This is a genomic window from Leisingera sp. ABM4_101 (genome assembly GCF_056158725.1).
The window spans coordinates 1,576,815-1,591,952 of record NZ_JBSWTV010000002.1; the positions used below are offsets into that span (position 1 = coordinate 1,576,815).

The window sequence follows — 15,138 nt, forward strand, 5'->3', positions numbered from 1 at the left end:
TGCGGCAGGAATAGCGCATCAGAATTGCATCATTCAGCAGCGGAGGCAGAAATGGTCCACCCCCTCATCACCCAGGAACATGTGGAGCAGTTTCAGCGCGACGGCGTTGTGCTGATCCGGGGTTTGTTTGCGGAACAGGTCGAATTGCTGCGCGAAGGCGTTGCCGCCAATATGAAAAACCCGGGCCCCTATGCCTCTGAGAACAAGAAGGAGGGCCAGACAGGCCGCTTCTTTGACGATTACTGCAACTGGACCCGCATTTCGGAATTCCAGCAGGCCATCAAGCAATCGCCGGTCGCCGAGGTTGCAGCCGACCTGATGAAATCCACTTCGGTGCAAATGTTCCACGACCACGTTCTGGTCAAGGAGCCGGGCACTTCGATGGCGACACCCTGGCACCAGGACGGCCCCTATTATTTTGTCGAGGGTCAGCAGACAATCAGCTTCTGGTCGCCGCTGGACGAGGTGAAGGAGGCTACCCTGCGCTGCGTGGCGGGATCGCACAAATGGGCAAAGGAAGTGCTGCCGACCCGCTGGGTGTCGGAGGAGGATTTTTTCCCGGATGAGGGCCAGTACATGGCGGTCCCGGACCCGGACGTGGAGGACGGCATGACGGTGCTGGAGTATGAAATGCAGCCGGGCGATGCGGTGGCTTTCAACTACAAAATTCTTCACGGTGCCCGCGGCAATACTTCAACGTCGCGCCGCCGTGCGTTCTCGCTGCGGCTGGTCGGGGACGATGCGCGCTATGTGGAGCGCCCCGGCCGTACTTCACCGCCGTTCCCAGGCCACGATATGCAGCCTGGTCAGCGCCTGCGCGAGGATTGGTTCCCGGTGCTGCTGCAGCGGTAAAGGGGAGGGGGCTTTGCCCCCTCAGGTCTGAAGGCCTTCACCCCCAGAGTATTTGGGGCCAGAAAGAAGCAGAAGCGTGCAACTCCGGTTGCACGCTTATTTCTTCAGGTCGCGGCGAATGCCCATGTTCTCGGCGTTGGAGAAGGAGCAGGTCTTGCAGATGCCGAACTGCTTGAGGAAGCCGCGTTTGCGGGCGCGGGCGGCCTCGTCAGAACGGTAGGCGGCAAGAAAGCCATCCTGTTCCACATTGGGCAGCTGGATCACCTGGTCATAGTCAATGCAGCACAGGCCCAGGTCGCCGTTCCAGAACACCACCGACTGGAACAGCGGCACCGTGCACATGGCATGGCTGGTGTGGCGGGGATGGCGGCGCAGCTCCTTCTGGCGCGGCAGGAAATGCGCAAACTCGCGTTTCTGGTCAGCAGAGGTGTAAGACCCGATCGAGAAGGTCTTGAACCGGACCCGGTCAAAACCGGCCTCCTTGGCCCAGGTCTCCATCTCGTCCATCTGCGGTTCCGAATAGCTGGTCAGCAGCGTCTGCAGCACCGTGACCGGCGACTTGGAACCGATCTCTTTCTTGATGGTCAGAAATTCCTCGATACTGGATTTAACCTTGCCGAAATCGGAATTGACCCGGTAGGTTTCCTGCGCCTCTTTCGAAAACCCGTCCATGCAGAGGTTCACCCGGGCCAGCCCTGAGCGGATCAGCCGCTCGCTCATTTCCGGGGTCAGCCTTGTGGCGTTGGTCGAAAGATAGGTGTCATGGCCGTTTTCATGCGCATAGGCGATGAAGTCCGGCAGGTCCCTATGCAGGGTCGGCTCCCCCGAGAAGCTGAAATAGATCGCCGGTTTCTCACGCTGATCCTTGAAGTCATCAATGATCTTGCGGAACACATGCGGCTTCATCATGCCGCGCTTGCGCTGCATAGCAAAGGTCACCGGGCAGACCGGGCAGCGCAGGTTGCAGCTGTTGGTGGCGTCAATAATGATGATCTTGGGCGGGCGGCGGAAATAGGCCAGCGGCAGGAACCGGGCCAGGAAGTGCAGCGCCCGCTCGTGCAGGCCCGGGGGCTTGGCGGGCAGGTCCGGCTGCGCGGTTTCCGGACTTAGGTCCGGCACGGGGGCGAGATCTTTCATGCAGTTGCCTCACGAAAAGCTGCGTTTGCGATCTACCTTAAGGCCCGCACAGCGTCTGGCAAGTTTTCGCGCCGTCACATTGCGTGAGCTTTGCGTGAACGCGGTGGCGCGGCGGTGCGGATCCCGGCTTAGCAGCGGCCGCTTTGCCCGTCGCTTTTGGACAAGAATACCGGTTGTGGATGCGGTCAGCTGACCCCGGAACGGCCCGCGGCATGCGAACGCGGGCCGGCAGCCAGCGGCAGGGAGAGACCGGAGTGACACAGTCCGACAGCAAGACCGGAACCGCGAAACGGATCCATCCAGCAACCCCGTCAGAACGCCTGAACCGGCTCACCGAAGACGCCATGTGCATTGGCTGCGGCCTGTGCCAGTCGGTGGCCGGGCCGCAGACCGTGCGCATGGAGAGGGTGGAAACGGGCTATGAGCGTCCGGTGGTGCAGGGGCATCTGACCCATGAAACCGTCGACCGCATCATGGATGTCTGCCCCGGCACCCGGGTCGAGGGGTTGCCGGAGGCGGAGCTGGATGGGGCCGCCAAACACGATCTGATCTGGGGGGCTTATCAGCATATGTCCCTGGCCCATGCCGCCGACCCGGAAGTGCGGCACATCGGCTCCACCGGCGGGGTGCTTACGGCGCTGGGTATGTTCTTGGTCGAAACCGGCGAGGTTGATTTCATCCTCCACGCCAAAGCCTCCGCAAAAGTGCCGGCATTTGGCGAGCGCGCCGTCTCGGATACCGCCGCTGGCGTTCTGGCCGGGGCGGGCTCCCGCTATGGCCCCACGGCACCGCTTATTGATGTGCTGGAGCAGCTGGACAAGGGACGTCCTTTTGCCTTTGTTGGCAAGCCGTGCGACATCGCCGCCTTGCGCAACCTGGCACGGACAGACGCGCGGGTGGATGCACTTGTCAAGTATATGCTGACCCCTGTCTGTGGCGGCTTCATGCCGCCCCAGGGCATGTCCCGGTTCCTGGAGCAGGACCTGGGGCTGGACCCGGCGCAGGTCACCGGCCTGCGCTACCGCGGTTACGGCTGCCCCGGCCCGACCCGGGTGGAGATGGCGGACGGCACCGTGTTGGAAAAACGATACACCGATTTCTGGGGCACGGATGAAAGCATGTGGGTGCTGCCCTTCCGCTGCAAGGTCTGCCCTGATGGCATCGGCGAATCCGCGGATATCGCAGCCTCCGACACCTGGCCCGGCGGTTCGCCGGATCCGGAGACCGAAGACAGCGATCCTGGCACCAACGCCATTGTGGTGCGCAGTGCCCGCGGTGCGGACCTGGTGCGCCGCGCGGTGGAGGCAGGGTATTTGACCGTCACCGGGGAGGTGGATCCGCGCTACATGGACAGCGTGCAGCCGCATCAGCGCAACAAGAAGCTGGCCGCGGGCGCCCGCCATGAGGGCCTGCGCGCCGAGGGCTGGACAGTGCCGCGCACCGCCCGCTTGCGCCTGGATGCGCTGACAGAGGCGCTGGGGCCGGAACAGGCCGCCCGCCAGCGCGACGGCACCCGCGAACGGGTGCGGAACGGCAAGGCGTTAGAACCGGAACCCCGGCCGGCAGAATAGGCAGGTGGCAGGCAGCATTGGTGTCTGCGGGTCCCTGCAATGCTTCTATCGCTCCTGTGGCCTGGACAGTCAGGATCAACTTGCTTGGGTTGTGAGGCAATCCTGACGGGCTGCGCGCGTGTCCGCGGCCCGGGCGGCGTCGGGTGAACCGGCAAAACGTGCTCTCTGGACTGAGAGCTATTGTGCCTGTCATTTTCTGAAGATTTGGTGGAGCCTAGCGGGATCGAACCGCTGACCTCCTGCATGCCATGCAGGCGCTCTCCCAGCTGAGCTAAGGCCCCAAACCTGTCCGCTTTTCAGTGTCCGTTCCGTTTCCGGTGCGGTCCGTCTTGCGGTGTGAGCGTCGTTTACGGGACGGCGGCGCGGGCTGCAAGCGGAAAATGCGCCGGGTTCCAATTTTTTTGCCGGCCCGCGGGACGGACGGTCCGGGAACAACATGCTGTGCCCCCGAACCGCTTGAACAGTCTCAGGAATCGTCGTCCGGCGACGACATGTCGGCGATGTCGTCCAGCGAGACGTTGTCATCATCATCGTCGTCGTCCAGAACGTCATCGCCCAGATCGACATCGACGTCGTCATCATCATCCAGGACCACGTCATCCGTGTCCATGTTCTCTTTGGCCTTCAGGGTGGCCGCGTCTTCGGCATCCGCCTCGATCATCCGGGTCTTGCCGGTATCCAGCTCGACCACCTCGCCGGTGTAGGGGCTGACGATCGGGTCCTTGTTCAGGTCATAAAAGCGCTTGCCTGTGGTGGGGCAGACGCGCTTTACACCCCATTCTTCCTTGGGCATGTGGATCCCCTTGATTTACTGGTGAGTCGTATCGACAATTCCGGTGCCTTGCCATATGAGGGGGGCACTGTCAAAGCCTAAGCCTGGAAAGGGGCGCGCGTATGGCCGAACATCACCTGCCCGGGGAGCCGCCGGTGCCGCTGACCCTGCGCCGTTCGGCACGGGCGCGGCGTATCAGCCTGCGCATTTCCTCGCTGGACGGGCGGGTGACTCTGACCCTGCCCAAGAATCTTCCCGAACAGGCCGCTCTGGACTTCGCCGGGGAAAAGGCGGACTGGATCAGGTCGCATTTGGAGCAACACCCGCAAGCGGTGGAGGCTGCCTTTGGTGCGGTGCTGCCCATCGACGGGCAGAACAGGGTGATCGAACGCGCAGAGGGACGGCGCATCCTGCTGGACGCGGGCCGCATCGTAGTGCCGGGCAGCAGCCCGGGAAGGCCCTTACAACGCTATCTCAAGGAACTGGCCCGCAACCGGTTGGCGGAGGCCTCCGATTTCTATGCGGCCCGGCTGGGCAAGAGCTACAGCCGCCTGACCCTGCGCGATACCCGCTCGCGCTGGGGCTCCTGCACCGCGGACGGCGGGCTGATGTATTCTTGGCGGCTGATCCTGGCACCGCCTGCGGTGCTGCGCTATGTCACCGCTCACGAGGTGGCGCATCTGGCGGAAATGAACCATTCGCAGGCGTTCTGGGACACGGTGGAACGCATCCATGGCCGCTGGAATGAACCCCGCGCCTGGCTGCGCAAAAACGGCGCCAGCCTGCACCGCTACCGGTTCGGCGAATGAAATCAGTGCTTTGACACGGTGAAAGCCCGGGCTAAGCTGGCGCCAAGTTCCAGTTGCCAGTTCCCGGTCAAAAGGCCTGTTCCCCGTGTCAGATAAGCCGCAAAGACGCCTTGCCGCCATCTTCATGCTGGATGTCTCCGGCTTCAGCCGCCTGATGGCCGAGGATGAGGCCGGCACGCTGAACCAGGTGCTGGCGCAGCAGCAGACCCTGATTGCGCCGGCCATCCGCAGCCATGGCGGCCGTATCGTCAAGCTGATGGGTGACGGGGTGCTGGCATTGTTTCCCAGTGTGATCTCAGCGGTGGAGGCCGCAGCGCAGATCCAGGCGGATGCGGCGCGGACCCGGCATCTGCAGCTGCGCGTCGGGATCAACCTGGGCGAGGTGCTGATCGCGCAGGGCGATGTCTACGGCGACGAGGTGAACATTGCCGCGCGGTTGGAAGCCCTCGCACAGCCTGGCGGCGTTGCCCTCTCGGCATCGGCCTATGACCAGGTCCGCAACCGCATCCCTTATGATTTTGAGGATTTCGGGCAGCATGAGGTCAAGAACATCCCTGATCCGGTGCAGGTGTATTTCCTGGGGGAGGAGCTGACCTCGCTGCCCGCCCTGCGCCGCAGCACCCAGCCGCCCAAGATGCCCAAGACGCCAGATGCGGCAGCGCCCAGGGCTATGCGGCCCACGCTGCTGCTGCTCGCAGGCTGCCTGGGCGCCGCGGCAGCCGTGGCCGGGCTTTGGGGGTGGCAGCAGGCGGCCCGCTTGAACGGCGCTGCTGCGCCGGTGCCCGGCAGGCCTGCTGCTGTGTCCTTCCAGGGCAGCCCGGTGATTGCGGTGCTGCCCTTCACGGCCGACATGCTGCCGCCTGGCCTGGCCCAAGCAATTTCCGGGGAGGTGACCCGCAGCCTGGCCCCCGCCACCGGCGTCCGCATTACCGCCCCGGCCAGCGCCCGTGCCGCCGCAGGCCTGCTGCCGGGGGAGGCGGCAGCACTGCTCGGTGCGGATTTCGTGGTAGCGGGCCATTTTCCGGGCACGCTGCAGGAGGGGGTGCGGCTGGAAATCCTCCAGGCCCGCCGCGGCACCGCCGGCGAAGCCGGAGCAGAGCCGCTCAGCATCCTGCCGCCGCAGCCCGCTTTGGCCCTCTCAGGCTTGGCGCCGGATCTGGCGGCCAGCGTGATCCGTTACTTCGGCAAGCCGCTGCCGGACCTTGCGCGCCCGGATACTCCTGACGGCGCTGTGCTTTTGCTGCTGCAGGCCCGCGGGCTGATGCTGCAAGGGGACCGGCGCGGCGCCGGTCAGGCGTTGCAGCAAGTGCTGGAAATGGCGCCCGGCTGGCCGGAGGCCCGGGCACTGGCCGCATACTGGCACCTGGATCCGCTGACCGGCCCGTTGCCGGGCCTGCCGCAGCGCGCGGCAGAGGCGGCGCAAATGGCAACGGACCTGCCCCCGCTGTCTGCAGTGTTGCAGCTGCGGGCGCTGGCGGCGCAGTTTGCCGGTGAAGGCGCCGAGGCGCTGCAGGTTGCAGAAACCCTCGCCCAGGCGTTTCCGAATGATGCTGATGGTCAGCTCCTGCGGGGCTGGCTTCTGCATCTGGCGGGGCAGGGCGGCGCGGCGCAAAAGGTACTGGAGCGCGTCCGCCGCCTGGACCCGCTGCCCGCACCGGAGGTGCTGACATTGCAATCCGCCCTTCATCTGGCCGCCGGTGAAGAGGCTTCGGCTGCTGAGGCCGCAGCCGAAGCGCTGTCTTTGCAGCCCGAAGCGCAGCAGGCCCTGGTGCTGCGCTGCGCCAGCCTGGCAGCGCTTGGGCGTTTTGAGGAGGCGGCCGCGGCCTGCGCACGCCTAAAGAATGCACCTCTCACCGTGGATCAGGCATCCGCGGGGTTTCCCTATTCGGCGCAGGCCCCGTTGCGCCGCCTGCGTACGGGCCTCAGCCTCGCCGGGCTTGCAGGCCGTCTGTGATCACGCGCGCGGATCTGTCCGCTTGACCGCTGCGCGCTTTGTGATCACATAGGCGGTATGACTCTGACTGCCCGCCCCTCTCCGGACGCTTCCGCCGCATCTCTTCCGGCCCATGACCGTGTCTACCGCACCTTGCGCACCCGCATCATGCATGGCGAGATCACCCCTGGCGCTGCCCTGACCCTGCGCGGCATTGGCCGCGAGTTCGAGGTCTCGATGACTCCCGCGCGCGAGGCCGTGCGCCGCCTGGCCGCCGAAGGGGCGCTGTTCCTCTCCTCTTCGGGCCGGGTCTCGACGCCGGAGCTGACGAATGAACGCATCGAGGAACTGGCCGCCCTGCGCGCGCTCTTGGAGGTGGAGCTGGCCAGCCGCGCCCTGCCGCGCGCCCATATGGCGCTGATCGACCGGCTGCAGACCATTAATTCCAATGTTGCCGAAATGGTCTCCAAACGGGATGCGGTCGGTTATATCCGCACCAACCTGGAGTTCCACCGCACCCTCTATCTGCGCGCCCAGGCGCCTGCGATGCTGGCGATGGCGGAAACTGTCTGGCTGCAGCTTGGCCCGACAATGCGGGCGCTTTACGGCCGCCTGCGCCGCACGGACCCGCCGCAGAACCACCGCCTGATCATCGCGGCCCTGAAGGCGGGCGACGAGCCCGGCCTGCGCCTTGCGGTGCGCTCGGATGTGACCCAGGGGCTGCGGCTGCTGGCGGGGTAGGCCCAGGATCCTGGCAGAGGGCCAGGAGACGGGCAGGGCGCTCCCGCCTGCTCCAGTCAATTTGAAAAATTGCCCTCTCAGTTGGGCCCGGCTCGGCGCTTCGGCGCCGAGCCGGGCCCAAGGCCGCCAGCGGCGCCGGCGCCAGCCGGTGTTGCGCGGGCGCGGGAGCGCTGCCTGGTGCTGCCAGCCGGACTCAGAACCGGGTGATCACCGTTGCGCCGACCGACTGGAACCGGTCCATTTCCATCAGTGCTGCCACCGATTGCTCAAGGCTGATTTCCTGCCCCACCAGCCGCTCCGGCGCCAGTTTGCCGGACTGCACCATGTCCAGCATCGCCCCGTAACGGTGCGCTTGCATGCCATGGCTGCCGAGGATTTCCAGCTCATCCGCAATCACCCGCGCCATCGGCACCTGGGGCGTGCTGTGGTCCGCCAGCATCAGCCCCACCTGCACATGCTTGCCGCGCTTGCGCAGCGAATTGACTGAGTTGAAGCAGGTCACAGGATGTCCCAGCGCGTCCAGCGACACATGCGCGCCCCCGCAGGAGATCTCGCGCACAGCCTCCGCCGCATCCGCAACGGTACTGGCGTTCACGGCAGCAATGGCCCCCAGGTCCCGGGCAAGTGCCAGCTTGTCCTCTGCGATATCGACGGCAATCACATTGGCGCCCAGCGCATTGGCGATCATCACTGCCGACAGCCCCACGCCGCCGCAGCCATGCACCGCCACCCATTGCCCGCCCGAGACCCGGCCCTGATCCGCGACGGCCCGGAAGGAAGTAGCGAAACGGCAACCCAGGCTGGCCGCGGTGGCAAACTCCATCTCTTCCGGCAGTGCCACCAGATTCAGGTCCGCCTGGTGGATGGACACATATTCGGCAAAGGATCCCCAATGGGTGAAACCGGGCTGGAACTGGCTGTGGCACACCTGCTGGTGGCCGGCATGGCATTCGGGGCAGGTGCCGCAGCCGCCCACAAAGGGCACCGTCACCCGGTCGCCGGCTGTCCATTTGCGGACATCCTTGCCTGCGGCCATCACCGTTCCCGCCAGCTCATGCCCCGGCACATGCGGCAAGGTGATATCCGGGTCATGCCCCATCCAGCCGTGCCAGTCGCTGCGGCAAACGCCGGTGGCTTCGACCTTGATCACCACGCCATGGGCTTCGGGTGCGGGGTCGTCCACGGTTTTCACTTGCGGCGCTTGGCCAAAGCTTTCGTACACAACAGCTTTCATCGCGGGGGTTCCTCTCAGTGGTGCGGGATCGGGCCTTTCTAGCAAGGCATCCTGGGGGAGAGCATTTCTTTTCCCTCTTTGATCTGGCAGGTTTGAGGCGCAATCTTTCTTAGAACCCCGGAAATAAGCAGGAGTCTTCCTAGATGGTGCAAATTGATAAAACAGATGCCCTGATTCTGGATCACCTGCAAAAGGACGGCCGCCTTTCCAATGCCAGGCTTGCTGAACGCCTGTCGCTCAGCGAGACCCCCTGCTGGCGGCGGCTGAAGCGGCTGAACGAGGAGGACGTCATCCAAGGCTACCAGGCGGTGCTGAACCGCCGCGCGCTGGGGTTTGGCGTGATGGCTTTTGTCCAGCTCAGCTGTACCGAGCACGATGCAGCCACAACGGCAGATTTCCAGCGCGCGATCGAAGCCAGCCCCAATGTGCTGGCCTGCCACAACACCACCGGCGACGCGGATTTCCTGCTGCAGGTCGTGGCACGCGACCTGGACGACTACAGCCGTTTTGTCGAAACTGTCCTGCGCCGTCTGCCGGGGGTGTCGGGCATTAAATCCAGCCTGTCCCTGCGGGAGCTGAAATCGTCGAGCCATCTGCCGGTGGGTGAGCTGCGGTTCTGAATTGCAAGCGGGTGCTCCCGCCTGCCTGCAGGCCTTTGCAGTTGGGCCAGTGGCGCCGGCCGCGCGGGTGCCGCACGGGCGCTGCAGGGTTTGGGCGCGGCATGGGTAGCATTTTACGATCAGCCCGCCTTGTGTCCGGGCCTGTCTGCGGGTTTCCGCTTCTGTCTTGCCAAGCAGGCTGTGTTGCGCTGGTTTCGGTGCGATGCACAAAAAAACCCGGCGCTCAGGCCGGGTTTCCAGTCTTGCAGATGCACAGCGCTTACGCCGCCAGCCCCTTGGAGCCGATATCCAGAAATTTTTGGCGCCGGTCCTTGATCAACTGAGCCGCGTCCATCTCCTTCAGCTCGTCCAGCATCTCCTGGATGGCGCCGCTGACAGATTTGATCGCGGCTTTGGCATCTCGGTGGGCGCCGCCCAGCGGCTCCGGGATGATCCGGTCGTTGACGCCCAGCTTGTTCAGATCCTGCGCGGTCAGGCGCAGCGCTTCGGCGGCTTCGCGCATCTTCTCGGCGTCTTTCCACAAGATCGAGGCACAGCCCTCGGGACTGATTACCGAATAGATCGAATGCTCCAGCATCGCCACGCGGTTGGCGGTGGCAAAGGCTACTGCGCCGCCAGAGCCGCCTTCGCCGATGATCACCGAGATCAGCGGCACACCAATCTTCAGGCACATCTCGGTCGAGCGGGCGATCGCTTCGGACTGGCCGCGCTCTTCGGCACCTTTGCCGGGGTAGGCGCCGGCGGTGTCCACCAGCGTGATCACCGGCAGATTGAAGCGGCTGGCCATTTCCATCAGCCGGATCGCCTTGCGGTAACCCTCAGGCCGCGCCATGCCGAAGTTGCGCTCGATCCGCGATTTGGTGTCGCTGCCCTTCTCGTGGCCGATCACCACCACCGGCTGGTCGTTGAACCGCGCCAGGCCGCCCATCACCGCCAGGTCATCGGCAAAGTTCCGGTCGCCGGCCAGCGGCGTGTACTCGGTGAACAGCGCTTCGATGTAGTCTTTGCAATGCGGACGCTCCGGATGGCGCGCCACTTGGCATTTGCGCCAGGGGGTCAGATCCCGATAAAGATCCTGCAGCAGCTGCGCGGCCTTGGCGTCCAGCGCCGCAGCCTCGTCTGCCACATCCATTTCCTCGTTCGCGCGCGCCAGCGCCCGCAGCTCCTCCGCCTTGCCCTCGATTTCGGCCAGCGGTTTTTCGAATTCCAGATACTGGGTCATGTTGCCTCTGCTCTGCAGGTTTGCAGCTATATGGCCTTAGCGGCGCCAAGATGCAACTCAGCAAGATTTGTGATCTACGCTCATGCCATCACCAGAGGGCAGAGTAACGCAAAAGGAGACGCCGCCAATGGCCGCCAGCTACGAAGACCGGATCCTGCGGGTTCTGGCCTATATCCACGACAACACGGACGGCGACCTGTCGCTGGACCAGCTTGCGGATGTGGCGGCCATGTCGCGGTTCCACTGGCACCGGGTGTTCCGGGCCCTGACCGGCGAAACCTGCGCCCAGGCGGTGCGCCGCATCCGGCTGCACCGGGCTGCGGTCTGGCTGGTCACCGGCGATATGCCCCTTGCGCAGGTGGCCGCCCGCGCAGGTTATCCGAACCAGAACAGCTTCTCCCGTGCGTTCTCTGATGCTTACGGCAGCAGCCCGGCGGCCTTCCGCCGCGACGGCCAGGTGCGGCTGCCCAACCCACCCCTCAGAACAGGAAGTTATCCCATGTATGACGTGATCACCCGCACCGACCCCGCCCGCCGCCTGGCCGGCCTGCCGCACAAGGGCGCCTACCACGAGATCGGCAAGAGCTTTGAGGCCTTTGGCGCGATCTGCGAAAGCCGCCGGCTCTGGCCGCAGCTGGGCGCGGTTCTGGGCGTCTATTTCGACAGCCCCGAAGACGTGGCAGAGGCGGATCTGCGCAGCTTTGCAGGAGCGGAATTCAGTGGCAGTGCGGTTCCGGACGGTATGGAGGAAGTCAGCCTCCCAGGCGGCAAAACCGCGGTCCTCACCTACAAAGGGCCGTACTCCGGGATCCACGCTGCCTATCATAGCCTGTTTGGCAACTGGCTGCCGGAGTCGGGCGAGGAACCGGCTGATCAGCCCTGCTATGAGATTTACTTGAACAACCCGCGCGACACTGCGCCGGAGGAGCTGCTGACCGAGATCTGCCTGCCCCTGAAGTAACCTTCCGCCCTGCTGCAGGCAGGGCAGCGCCCGCCCTCTTGCGCGGGGGCGGGCGCTCCGCCCCTGCGGGTTGGTGATGAACGCTATTGCGGCCAGATCACCGGATAGAGCGAGGCCACCAGCAGCACCGCCATGGTCCAGTTGAACAGCACCAGCCGCCGAGGGCTGGTCAGGAACCGCGCCATCTGCTGGCCCAGAACCGTCCAGGAGCCGACCGAAGGCAGGTTGATGGCGCCGAAAATTGCCCCCACCAGCAGGATTGCCGCCAGCGTCTGGTCCGGCGTGTAGGCGCTGATCGCGGTCAGCGCCATCGCCCAGGCCTTGGGGTTCACCCATTGAAACGCCGCCGCCTGCAGGAAGGTCATCGGGCGGCCTTCCGCGCCCTTCGCCTGCACCGGCGCCGCATTGGCGATCTTCCACGCCAGCCACAGCAGATAGACGACCGAGACCGCTTTCAGCACCGTGTAGCTGACCGGGAAGGCATCAAACACCTGCACCAGCCCGGCGCCGACCAAGAGCACCATGAACACGAACCCCAGCGCCACCCCCAGCATATGCGGAATGGTGCGGCGGAAGCCGAAATTGGCGCCGGAGGCCATCAGCATCAGGTTGTTCGGCCCCGGTGTGATCGAGGAGACAAAGGCGAAAAGCGCGAGCGCGGTGAGGAGTTCATAAGTCATGCGCAAAATCATTGCGCCAAACAGGCCAAATGAAATTGCGTTTTGCCCTGCGCTGTGCCTACTTTCGCAATCAATGGCGAAAAGTGACCGGATAAACCAGCAGATATTGCAAGAGCTCTCCCGCGACGGCCGGATCAGCAACCTGGAACTGGCGGAGCGGGTGGGCCTGTCGCCCTCCGCCTGCCTGCGCCGGGTGCAGGAACTGGAGCGCGCGGGCGTCATCACCGGCTACCGCGCGGTGCTGGACCGGCAGAAACTGGGGGTTGGCTTTGCCACCTACATCGGCGTTGGCCTGGGCGAGCACACCAAGGAAGCGCAGGAAGCCTTCGAACGCGCCATGCAGGCGGCACCGGAGGTGGTGGAGTGCCACAATATCACCGGCACCATCGAGTACCTTTTGCGCGTCGAATGCGCCGATCTTCCCAGTTACAAGAGGTTCCATACCGATATCCTGGGCACCTCGCCCTATGTCACCGGAATCACGACCTATGTGGTGATGGGCTCGCCCAAGGACATGCGGGCGTGATCCCCGGCCAGCCGTGGATTTGGAGTATTTTCGGCAAGGTGAAACGAAGCAGCTCTTTTATCTTGCTGTAAATACTCACTGCGCGGCCTTTGCAGCAGGCCCTCGGCCGCAAGTGTTGCGCAGCCTGCGTACGCATCGCTTTCCCAATCTTAAGATGCTGCGGCCATAGTACTCCCCGATCGCGGTTACCGCCGGGCCTGACACCCCCGGGACCCCAGGAACAGGTTCCCTCTAATCAGGGGACGTGCAGAGACAACGTTTAGCACGCGGGCGGATACGCCCGTACCGCCTCCGCCATTGTTGGCGGCGCCGCCAATTCCTAACCGCCTGACAGCTTTGACGCGCAGGACACTGAAACAGAGACAGACAAGACCGGCGGGGCAGGGGCCTTGGCCGGGCAGCTAACGTTGCGCGAGCAGGTATGCTGCCGCCAGCTCCGGCGAGGCCAGCACCGGTACATCTGAGCTTGCGCGGATGGCCCCCGCCGCATTCGCCATCGAGGCCTGTGCCAGCACCACGCAGCCGAAGGCGCCCCCGTCCAGCGCTTTCAAGACATCCGCGGCAATGGCCTGCGCAAAGCCGTCGCTCTCACCTGCTTCAAACAGCGGCCATTGCCGTCCCAGGTGCAGGCAGGTGAGCTGCGGGTCACGGTCTCCAAACGCCCGGTGCAGCAGCGCTTGGGAGGGTTCAGCCGTGCTGTCCAGGCAATAGGCCATCAGCACCGGCCCGCCAATACGCGCCGCTTCCTGCATCATCGGCCAGTCAATACGGATGGCACCCGCTTCCTCTGCCACTTCGCCGATGGTGGTGCAGGAGCACAGCACCGCGCCCTCAGCCGCCTGGATTGCCTCGGTGATCTCTTGGCACAGGGTGAGATCAATCCCGCTCTGCGCCCGTGCCAGCCAGTCGGGGCGGACGTGATGCGTCAGATTTGCCTCCGGCGCCAGCCTGTCAAACGTGTCCGCGTGAAGCTGCGCGGTGTGCAGCAAGGTGAAACCTGCCATGAAACCTTCCATTCCAGCCAAAAAAGGGCGCCCCGCCGGGACGCCCTTCAGAACCTTCGCATCACGGACCGGCGTCAGCTGCCCGCGATCAGCTCGGCCTGCGCCACAATCACTTCGGCCTGCTTGATCGAGGCAATATCGACCAGACGGCCCTTGTAAACGGTTGCCCCGGCGCCGGAGGCCTTGGCCTCTTCCATCGCGGCCAGGATCTCGCGGGCTTCCGCCACTGCCTCGTTCGACGGGGTGAACACCTGGTTGGCCAGCGCGATCTGGCTGGGGTGGATCGCCCATTTGCCGACCATTCCCAATGTCGCAGACCGTTTCGCCTGCGCAATATAGCCGTCCTCGTCGGAGAAGTCGCCGAACGGGCCGTCGACCGGCAGGATGCCATGGGTGCGGCAGGCGGCGACAATCGCGGCCTGCGCCCAGTGCCAGGGATCGGACCAATGCTTCTGGCCCTCGCGGATCATGTAGTAATTCTCCTGCGTCCCGCCGATGCCGGTGGTCTGCATCCCCATCGAGGCAGCAAAGTCGGCAGCTCCCAGGCTCATCGCTTGCAGGCGTGGGGAGGATTTGGCGATATCCTCGGCATGGGCGATACCCGCTGCCGACTCGATGATCACCTCAAAGGAAACCGGCTTGCTGCGGCCTTTTGCGCGTTCGATGGCGGTGACCAGCGCATCCACCGCATAGACATCCTCCGCGCAGCCCACCTTGGGGATCATGATCTGGTCGAGCCGCTCGCCCGCCTGCTCCAGAATATCCACCACATCGCGGTACCAATAGGGGGTGTCGAGCCCGTTGATGCGCACCGACAGGTACTTGTTGCCCCAATCGACAGTGTTGATCGCCTCGATCACATTGGCGCGGGCCTGATCCTTGTCATCCGGCGCCACCGAATCCTCAAGGTCGAGGTTGATGACATCCGCCGCTGAGGCCGCCATCTTTTCGAACAGCTTAACCTTGGAGCCGGGGCCGAACAGCTGGCAGCGGTTGGGGCGCGCAGGGGCTGCGGGCTGGATGCGGAATGACATGCGGAGACCTCCCGGGGTAAGGAAATTGCAGATTTTTCGCTC

At 64.6% G+C, this 15,138-nt stretch carries 15 protein-coding genes and 1 tRNA gene; 8 read left to right on the top strand and 8 right to left on the bottom strand.

Translation table 11 applies throughout. From position 1 onward, the window contains the following. Window positions 1–51: 51 nt before the first annotated feature. Window positions 52–852, top strand: coding sequence for a phytanoyl-CoA dioxygenase family protein (locus ACXAEK_RS08715; protein WP_475041229.1), 801 nt, complete (start codon window positions 52–54; stop codon window positions 850–852). 96 nt (window positions 853–948) lie between these two features. Here ACXAEK_RS08715 and ACXAEK_RS08720 read toward each other — a convergent pair whose 3' ends face one another. Further along, window positions 949–1,989, bottom strand: coding sequence for a radical SAM protein (locus tag ACXAEK_RS08720; RefSeq protein WP_475041230.1), 1,041 nt, complete (start codon window positions 1,987–1,989; stop codon window positions 949–951). A 254-nt stretch (window positions 1,990–2,243) separates the two neighbouring features. Here ACXAEK_RS08720 and ACXAEK_RS08725 point away from each other — a divergent pair, with 254 nt between their 5' ends. After that, a complete protein-coding gene (locus ACXAEK_RS08725; RefSeq protein ID WP_475041231.1) occupies window positions 2,244–3,560 on the top strand; it encodes a Coenzyme F420 hydrogenase/dehydrogenase, beta subunit C-terminal domain in 1,317 nt (438 codons plus the stop codon). Window positions 3,561–3,765: 205 nt separating this feature from the next. On the opposite strand, the gene ACXAEK_RS08730 is transcribed toward ACXAEK_RS08725, so the two are convergent. Continuing rightward, window positions 3,766–3,841, bottom strand: a tRNA-Ala gene (locus ACXAEK_RS08730). Window positions 3,842–4,026: 185 nt separating this feature from the next. Further along, window positions 4,027–4,353 (bottom strand): TIGR02300 family protein, encoded by a 327-nt coding sequence (locus ACXAEK_RS08735; protein ID WP_475041233.1) that lies wholly within the window; start codon window positions 4,351–4,353, stop codon window positions 4,027–4,029. Between the two features lie 101 nt (window positions 4,354–4,454). Here ACXAEK_RS08735 and ACXAEK_RS08740 point away from each other — a divergent pair, with 101 nt between their 5' ends. The 3 genes from ACXAEK_RS08740 to ACXAEK_RS08750 all read left to right on the top strand — a co-directional run bounded on the left by ACXAEK_RS08740 (window position 4,455) and on the right by ACXAEK_RS08750 (window position 7,815). Next, on the top strand, window positions 4,455–5,141 hold the full coding sequence (locus ACXAEK_RS08740; protein ID WP_475041234.1) for a M48 family metallopeptidase: 687 nt from the start codon (window positions 4,455–4,457) through the stop codon (window positions 5,139–5,141). Between the two features lie 85 nt (window positions 5,142–5,226). After that, window positions 5,227–7,095, top strand: a complete 1,869-nt coding sequence (locus ACXAEK_RS08745; RefSeq protein WP_475041236.1) for an adenylate/guanylate cyclase domain-containing protein — start codon at window positions 5,227–5,229, stop codon at window positions 7,093–7,095. 57 nt (window positions 7,096–7,152) lie between these two features. Continuing rightward, window positions 7,153–7,815, top strand: a complete 663-nt coding sequence (locus ACXAEK_RS08750; protein ID WP_475041237.1) for a GntR family transcriptional regulator — start codon at window positions 7,153–7,155, stop codon at window positions 7,813–7,815. Between the two features lie 193 nt (window positions 7,816–8,008). On the opposite strand, the gene ACXAEK_RS08755 is transcribed toward ACXAEK_RS08750, so the two are convergent. Next, window positions 8,009–9,049: a zinc-dependent alcohol dehydrogenase family protein gene (locus tag ACXAEK_RS08755; RefSeq protein WP_475041238.1), complete on the bottom strand. Its 1,041-nt coding sequence runs from the start codon at window positions 9,047–9,049 to the stop codon at window positions 8,009–8,011. A 143-nt stretch (window positions 9,050–9,192) separates the two neighbouring features. Here ACXAEK_RS08755 and ACXAEK_RS08760 point away from each other — a divergent pair, with 143 nt between their 5' ends. Then, complete coding sequence (locus ACXAEK_RS08760; RefSeq protein ID WP_475041239.1) at window positions 9,193–9,669, top strand: Lrp/AsnC family transcriptional regulator; 477 nt, start codon at window positions 9,193–9,195, stop codon at window positions 9,667–9,669. Window positions 9,670–9,928: 259 nt separating this feature from the next. On the opposite strand, the gene ACXAEK_RS08765 is transcribed toward ACXAEK_RS08760, so the two are convergent. Further along, complete coding sequence (locus ACXAEK_RS08765) at window positions 9,929–10,891, bottom strand: acetyl-CoA carboxylase carboxyltransferase subunit alpha (protein ID WP_475041240.1); 963 nt, start codon at window positions 10,889–10,891, stop codon at window positions 9,929–9,931. A 127-nt stretch (window positions 10,892–11,018) separates the two neighbouring features. Between ACXAEK_RS08765 and ACXAEK_RS08770 the strand changes: the two genes are divergently transcribed. Then, on the top strand, window positions 11,019–11,852 hold the full coding sequence (locus ACXAEK_RS08770; protein ID WP_475041242.1) for an AraC family transcriptional regulator: 834 nt from the start codon (window positions 11,019–11,021) through the stop codon (window positions 11,850–11,852). Window positions 11,853–11,935: 83 nt separating this feature from the next. Here ACXAEK_RS08770 and ACXAEK_RS08775 read toward each other — a convergent pair whose 3' ends face one another. Continuing rightward, window positions 11,936–12,532, bottom strand: coding sequence for a LysE family translocator (locus tag ACXAEK_RS08775; RefSeq protein ID WP_475041243.1), 597 nt, complete (start codon window positions 12,530–12,532; stop codon window positions 11,936–11,938). Window positions 12,533–12,605: 73 nt separating this feature from the next. Between ACXAEK_RS08775 and ACXAEK_RS08780 the strand changes: the two genes are divergently transcribed. Beyond that, window positions 12,606–13,058, top strand: a complete 453-nt coding sequence (locus tag ACXAEK_RS08780; protein ID WP_475041244.1) for an Lrp/AsnC family transcriptional regulator — start codon at window positions 12,606–12,608, stop codon at window positions 13,056–13,058. Window positions 13,059–13,459: 401 nt separating this feature from the next. On the opposite strand, the gene ACXAEK_RS08785 is transcribed toward ACXAEK_RS08780, so the two are convergent. Continuing rightward, entirely contained in the window at window positions 13,460–14,062 is a 603-nt protein-coding gene (locus ACXAEK_RS08785) for a hypothetical protein (RefSeq protein ID WP_475041246.1), read from the bottom strand. 74 nt (window positions 14,063–14,136) lie between these two features. After that, the gene (locus ACXAEK_RS08790; protein WP_475041247.1) at window positions 14,137–15,096 is read right to left on the bottom strand and encodes an L-malyl-CoA/beta-methylmalyl-CoA lyase; all 960 of its coding nucleotides are present in this window, start codon (window positions 15,094–15,096) and stop codon (window positions 14,137–14,139) included. Window positions 15,097–15,138: the final 42 nt, after the last annotated feature.

What these genes read in the sequence shown, in the direction of transcription:
- ACXAEK_RS08770 (WP_475041242.1), top strand. Translation starts at nt 11,019, where the DNA reads ATGGCCGCCAGCTACGAAGACCGGATCCTGCGGGTTCTGGCCTATATC.
- ACXAEK_RS08720 (WP_475041230.1), bottom strand. Translation starts at nt 1,989, where the DNA reads ATGAAAGATCTCGCCCCCGTGCCGGACCTAAGTCCGGAAACCGCGCAG.
- ACXAEK_RS08780 (WP_475041244.1), top strand. Translation starts at nt 12,606, where the DNA reads ATGGCGAAAAGTGACCGGATAAACCAGCAGATATTGCAAGAGCTCTCC.
- ACXAEK_RS08790 (WP_475041247.1), bottom strand. Translation starts at nt 15,096, where the DNA reads ATGTCATTCCGCATCCAGCCCGCAGCCCCTGCGCGCCCCAACCGCTGC.
- ACXAEK_RS08735 (WP_475041233.1), bottom strand. Translation starts at nt 4,353, where the DNA reads ATGCCCAAGGAAGAATGGGGTGTAAAGCGCGTCTGCCCCACCACAGGC.
- ACXAEK_RS08750 (WP_475041237.1), top strand. Translation starts at nt 7,153, where the DNA reads ATGACTCTGACTGCCCGCCCCTCTCCGGACGCTTCCGCCGCATCTCTT.
- ACXAEK_RS08765 (WP_475041240.1), bottom strand. Translation starts at nt 10,891, where the DNA reads ATGACCCAGTATCTGGAATTCGAAAAACCGCTGGCCGAAATCGAGGGC.
- ACXAEK_RS08760 (WP_475041239.1), top strand. Translation starts at nt 9,193, where the DNA reads ATGGTGCAAATTGATAAAACAGATGCCCTGATTCTGGATCACCTGCAA.
- ACXAEK_RS08715 (WP_475041229.1), top strand. Translation starts at nt 52, where the DNA reads ATGGTCCACCCCCTCATCACCCAGGAACATGTGGAGCAGTTTCAGCGC.
- ACXAEK_RS08755 (WP_475041238.1), bottom strand. Translation starts at nt 9,049, where the DNA reads ATGAAAGCTGTTGTGTACGAAAGCTTTGGCCAAGCGCCGCAAGTGAAA.
- ACXAEK_RS08775 (WP_475041243.1), bottom strand. Translation starts at nt 12,532, where the DNA reads ATGACTTATGAACTCCTCACCGCGCTCGCGCTTTTCGCCTTTGTCTCC.
- ACXAEK_RS08740 (WP_475041234.1), top strand. Translation starts at nt 4,455, where the DNA reads ATGGCCGAACATCACCTGCCCGGGGAGCCGCCGGTGCCGCTGACCCTG.
- ACXAEK_RS08785 (WP_475041246.1), bottom strand. Translation starts at nt 14,062, where the DNA reads ATGGCAGGTTTCACCTTGCTGCACACCGCGCAGCTTCACGCGGACACG.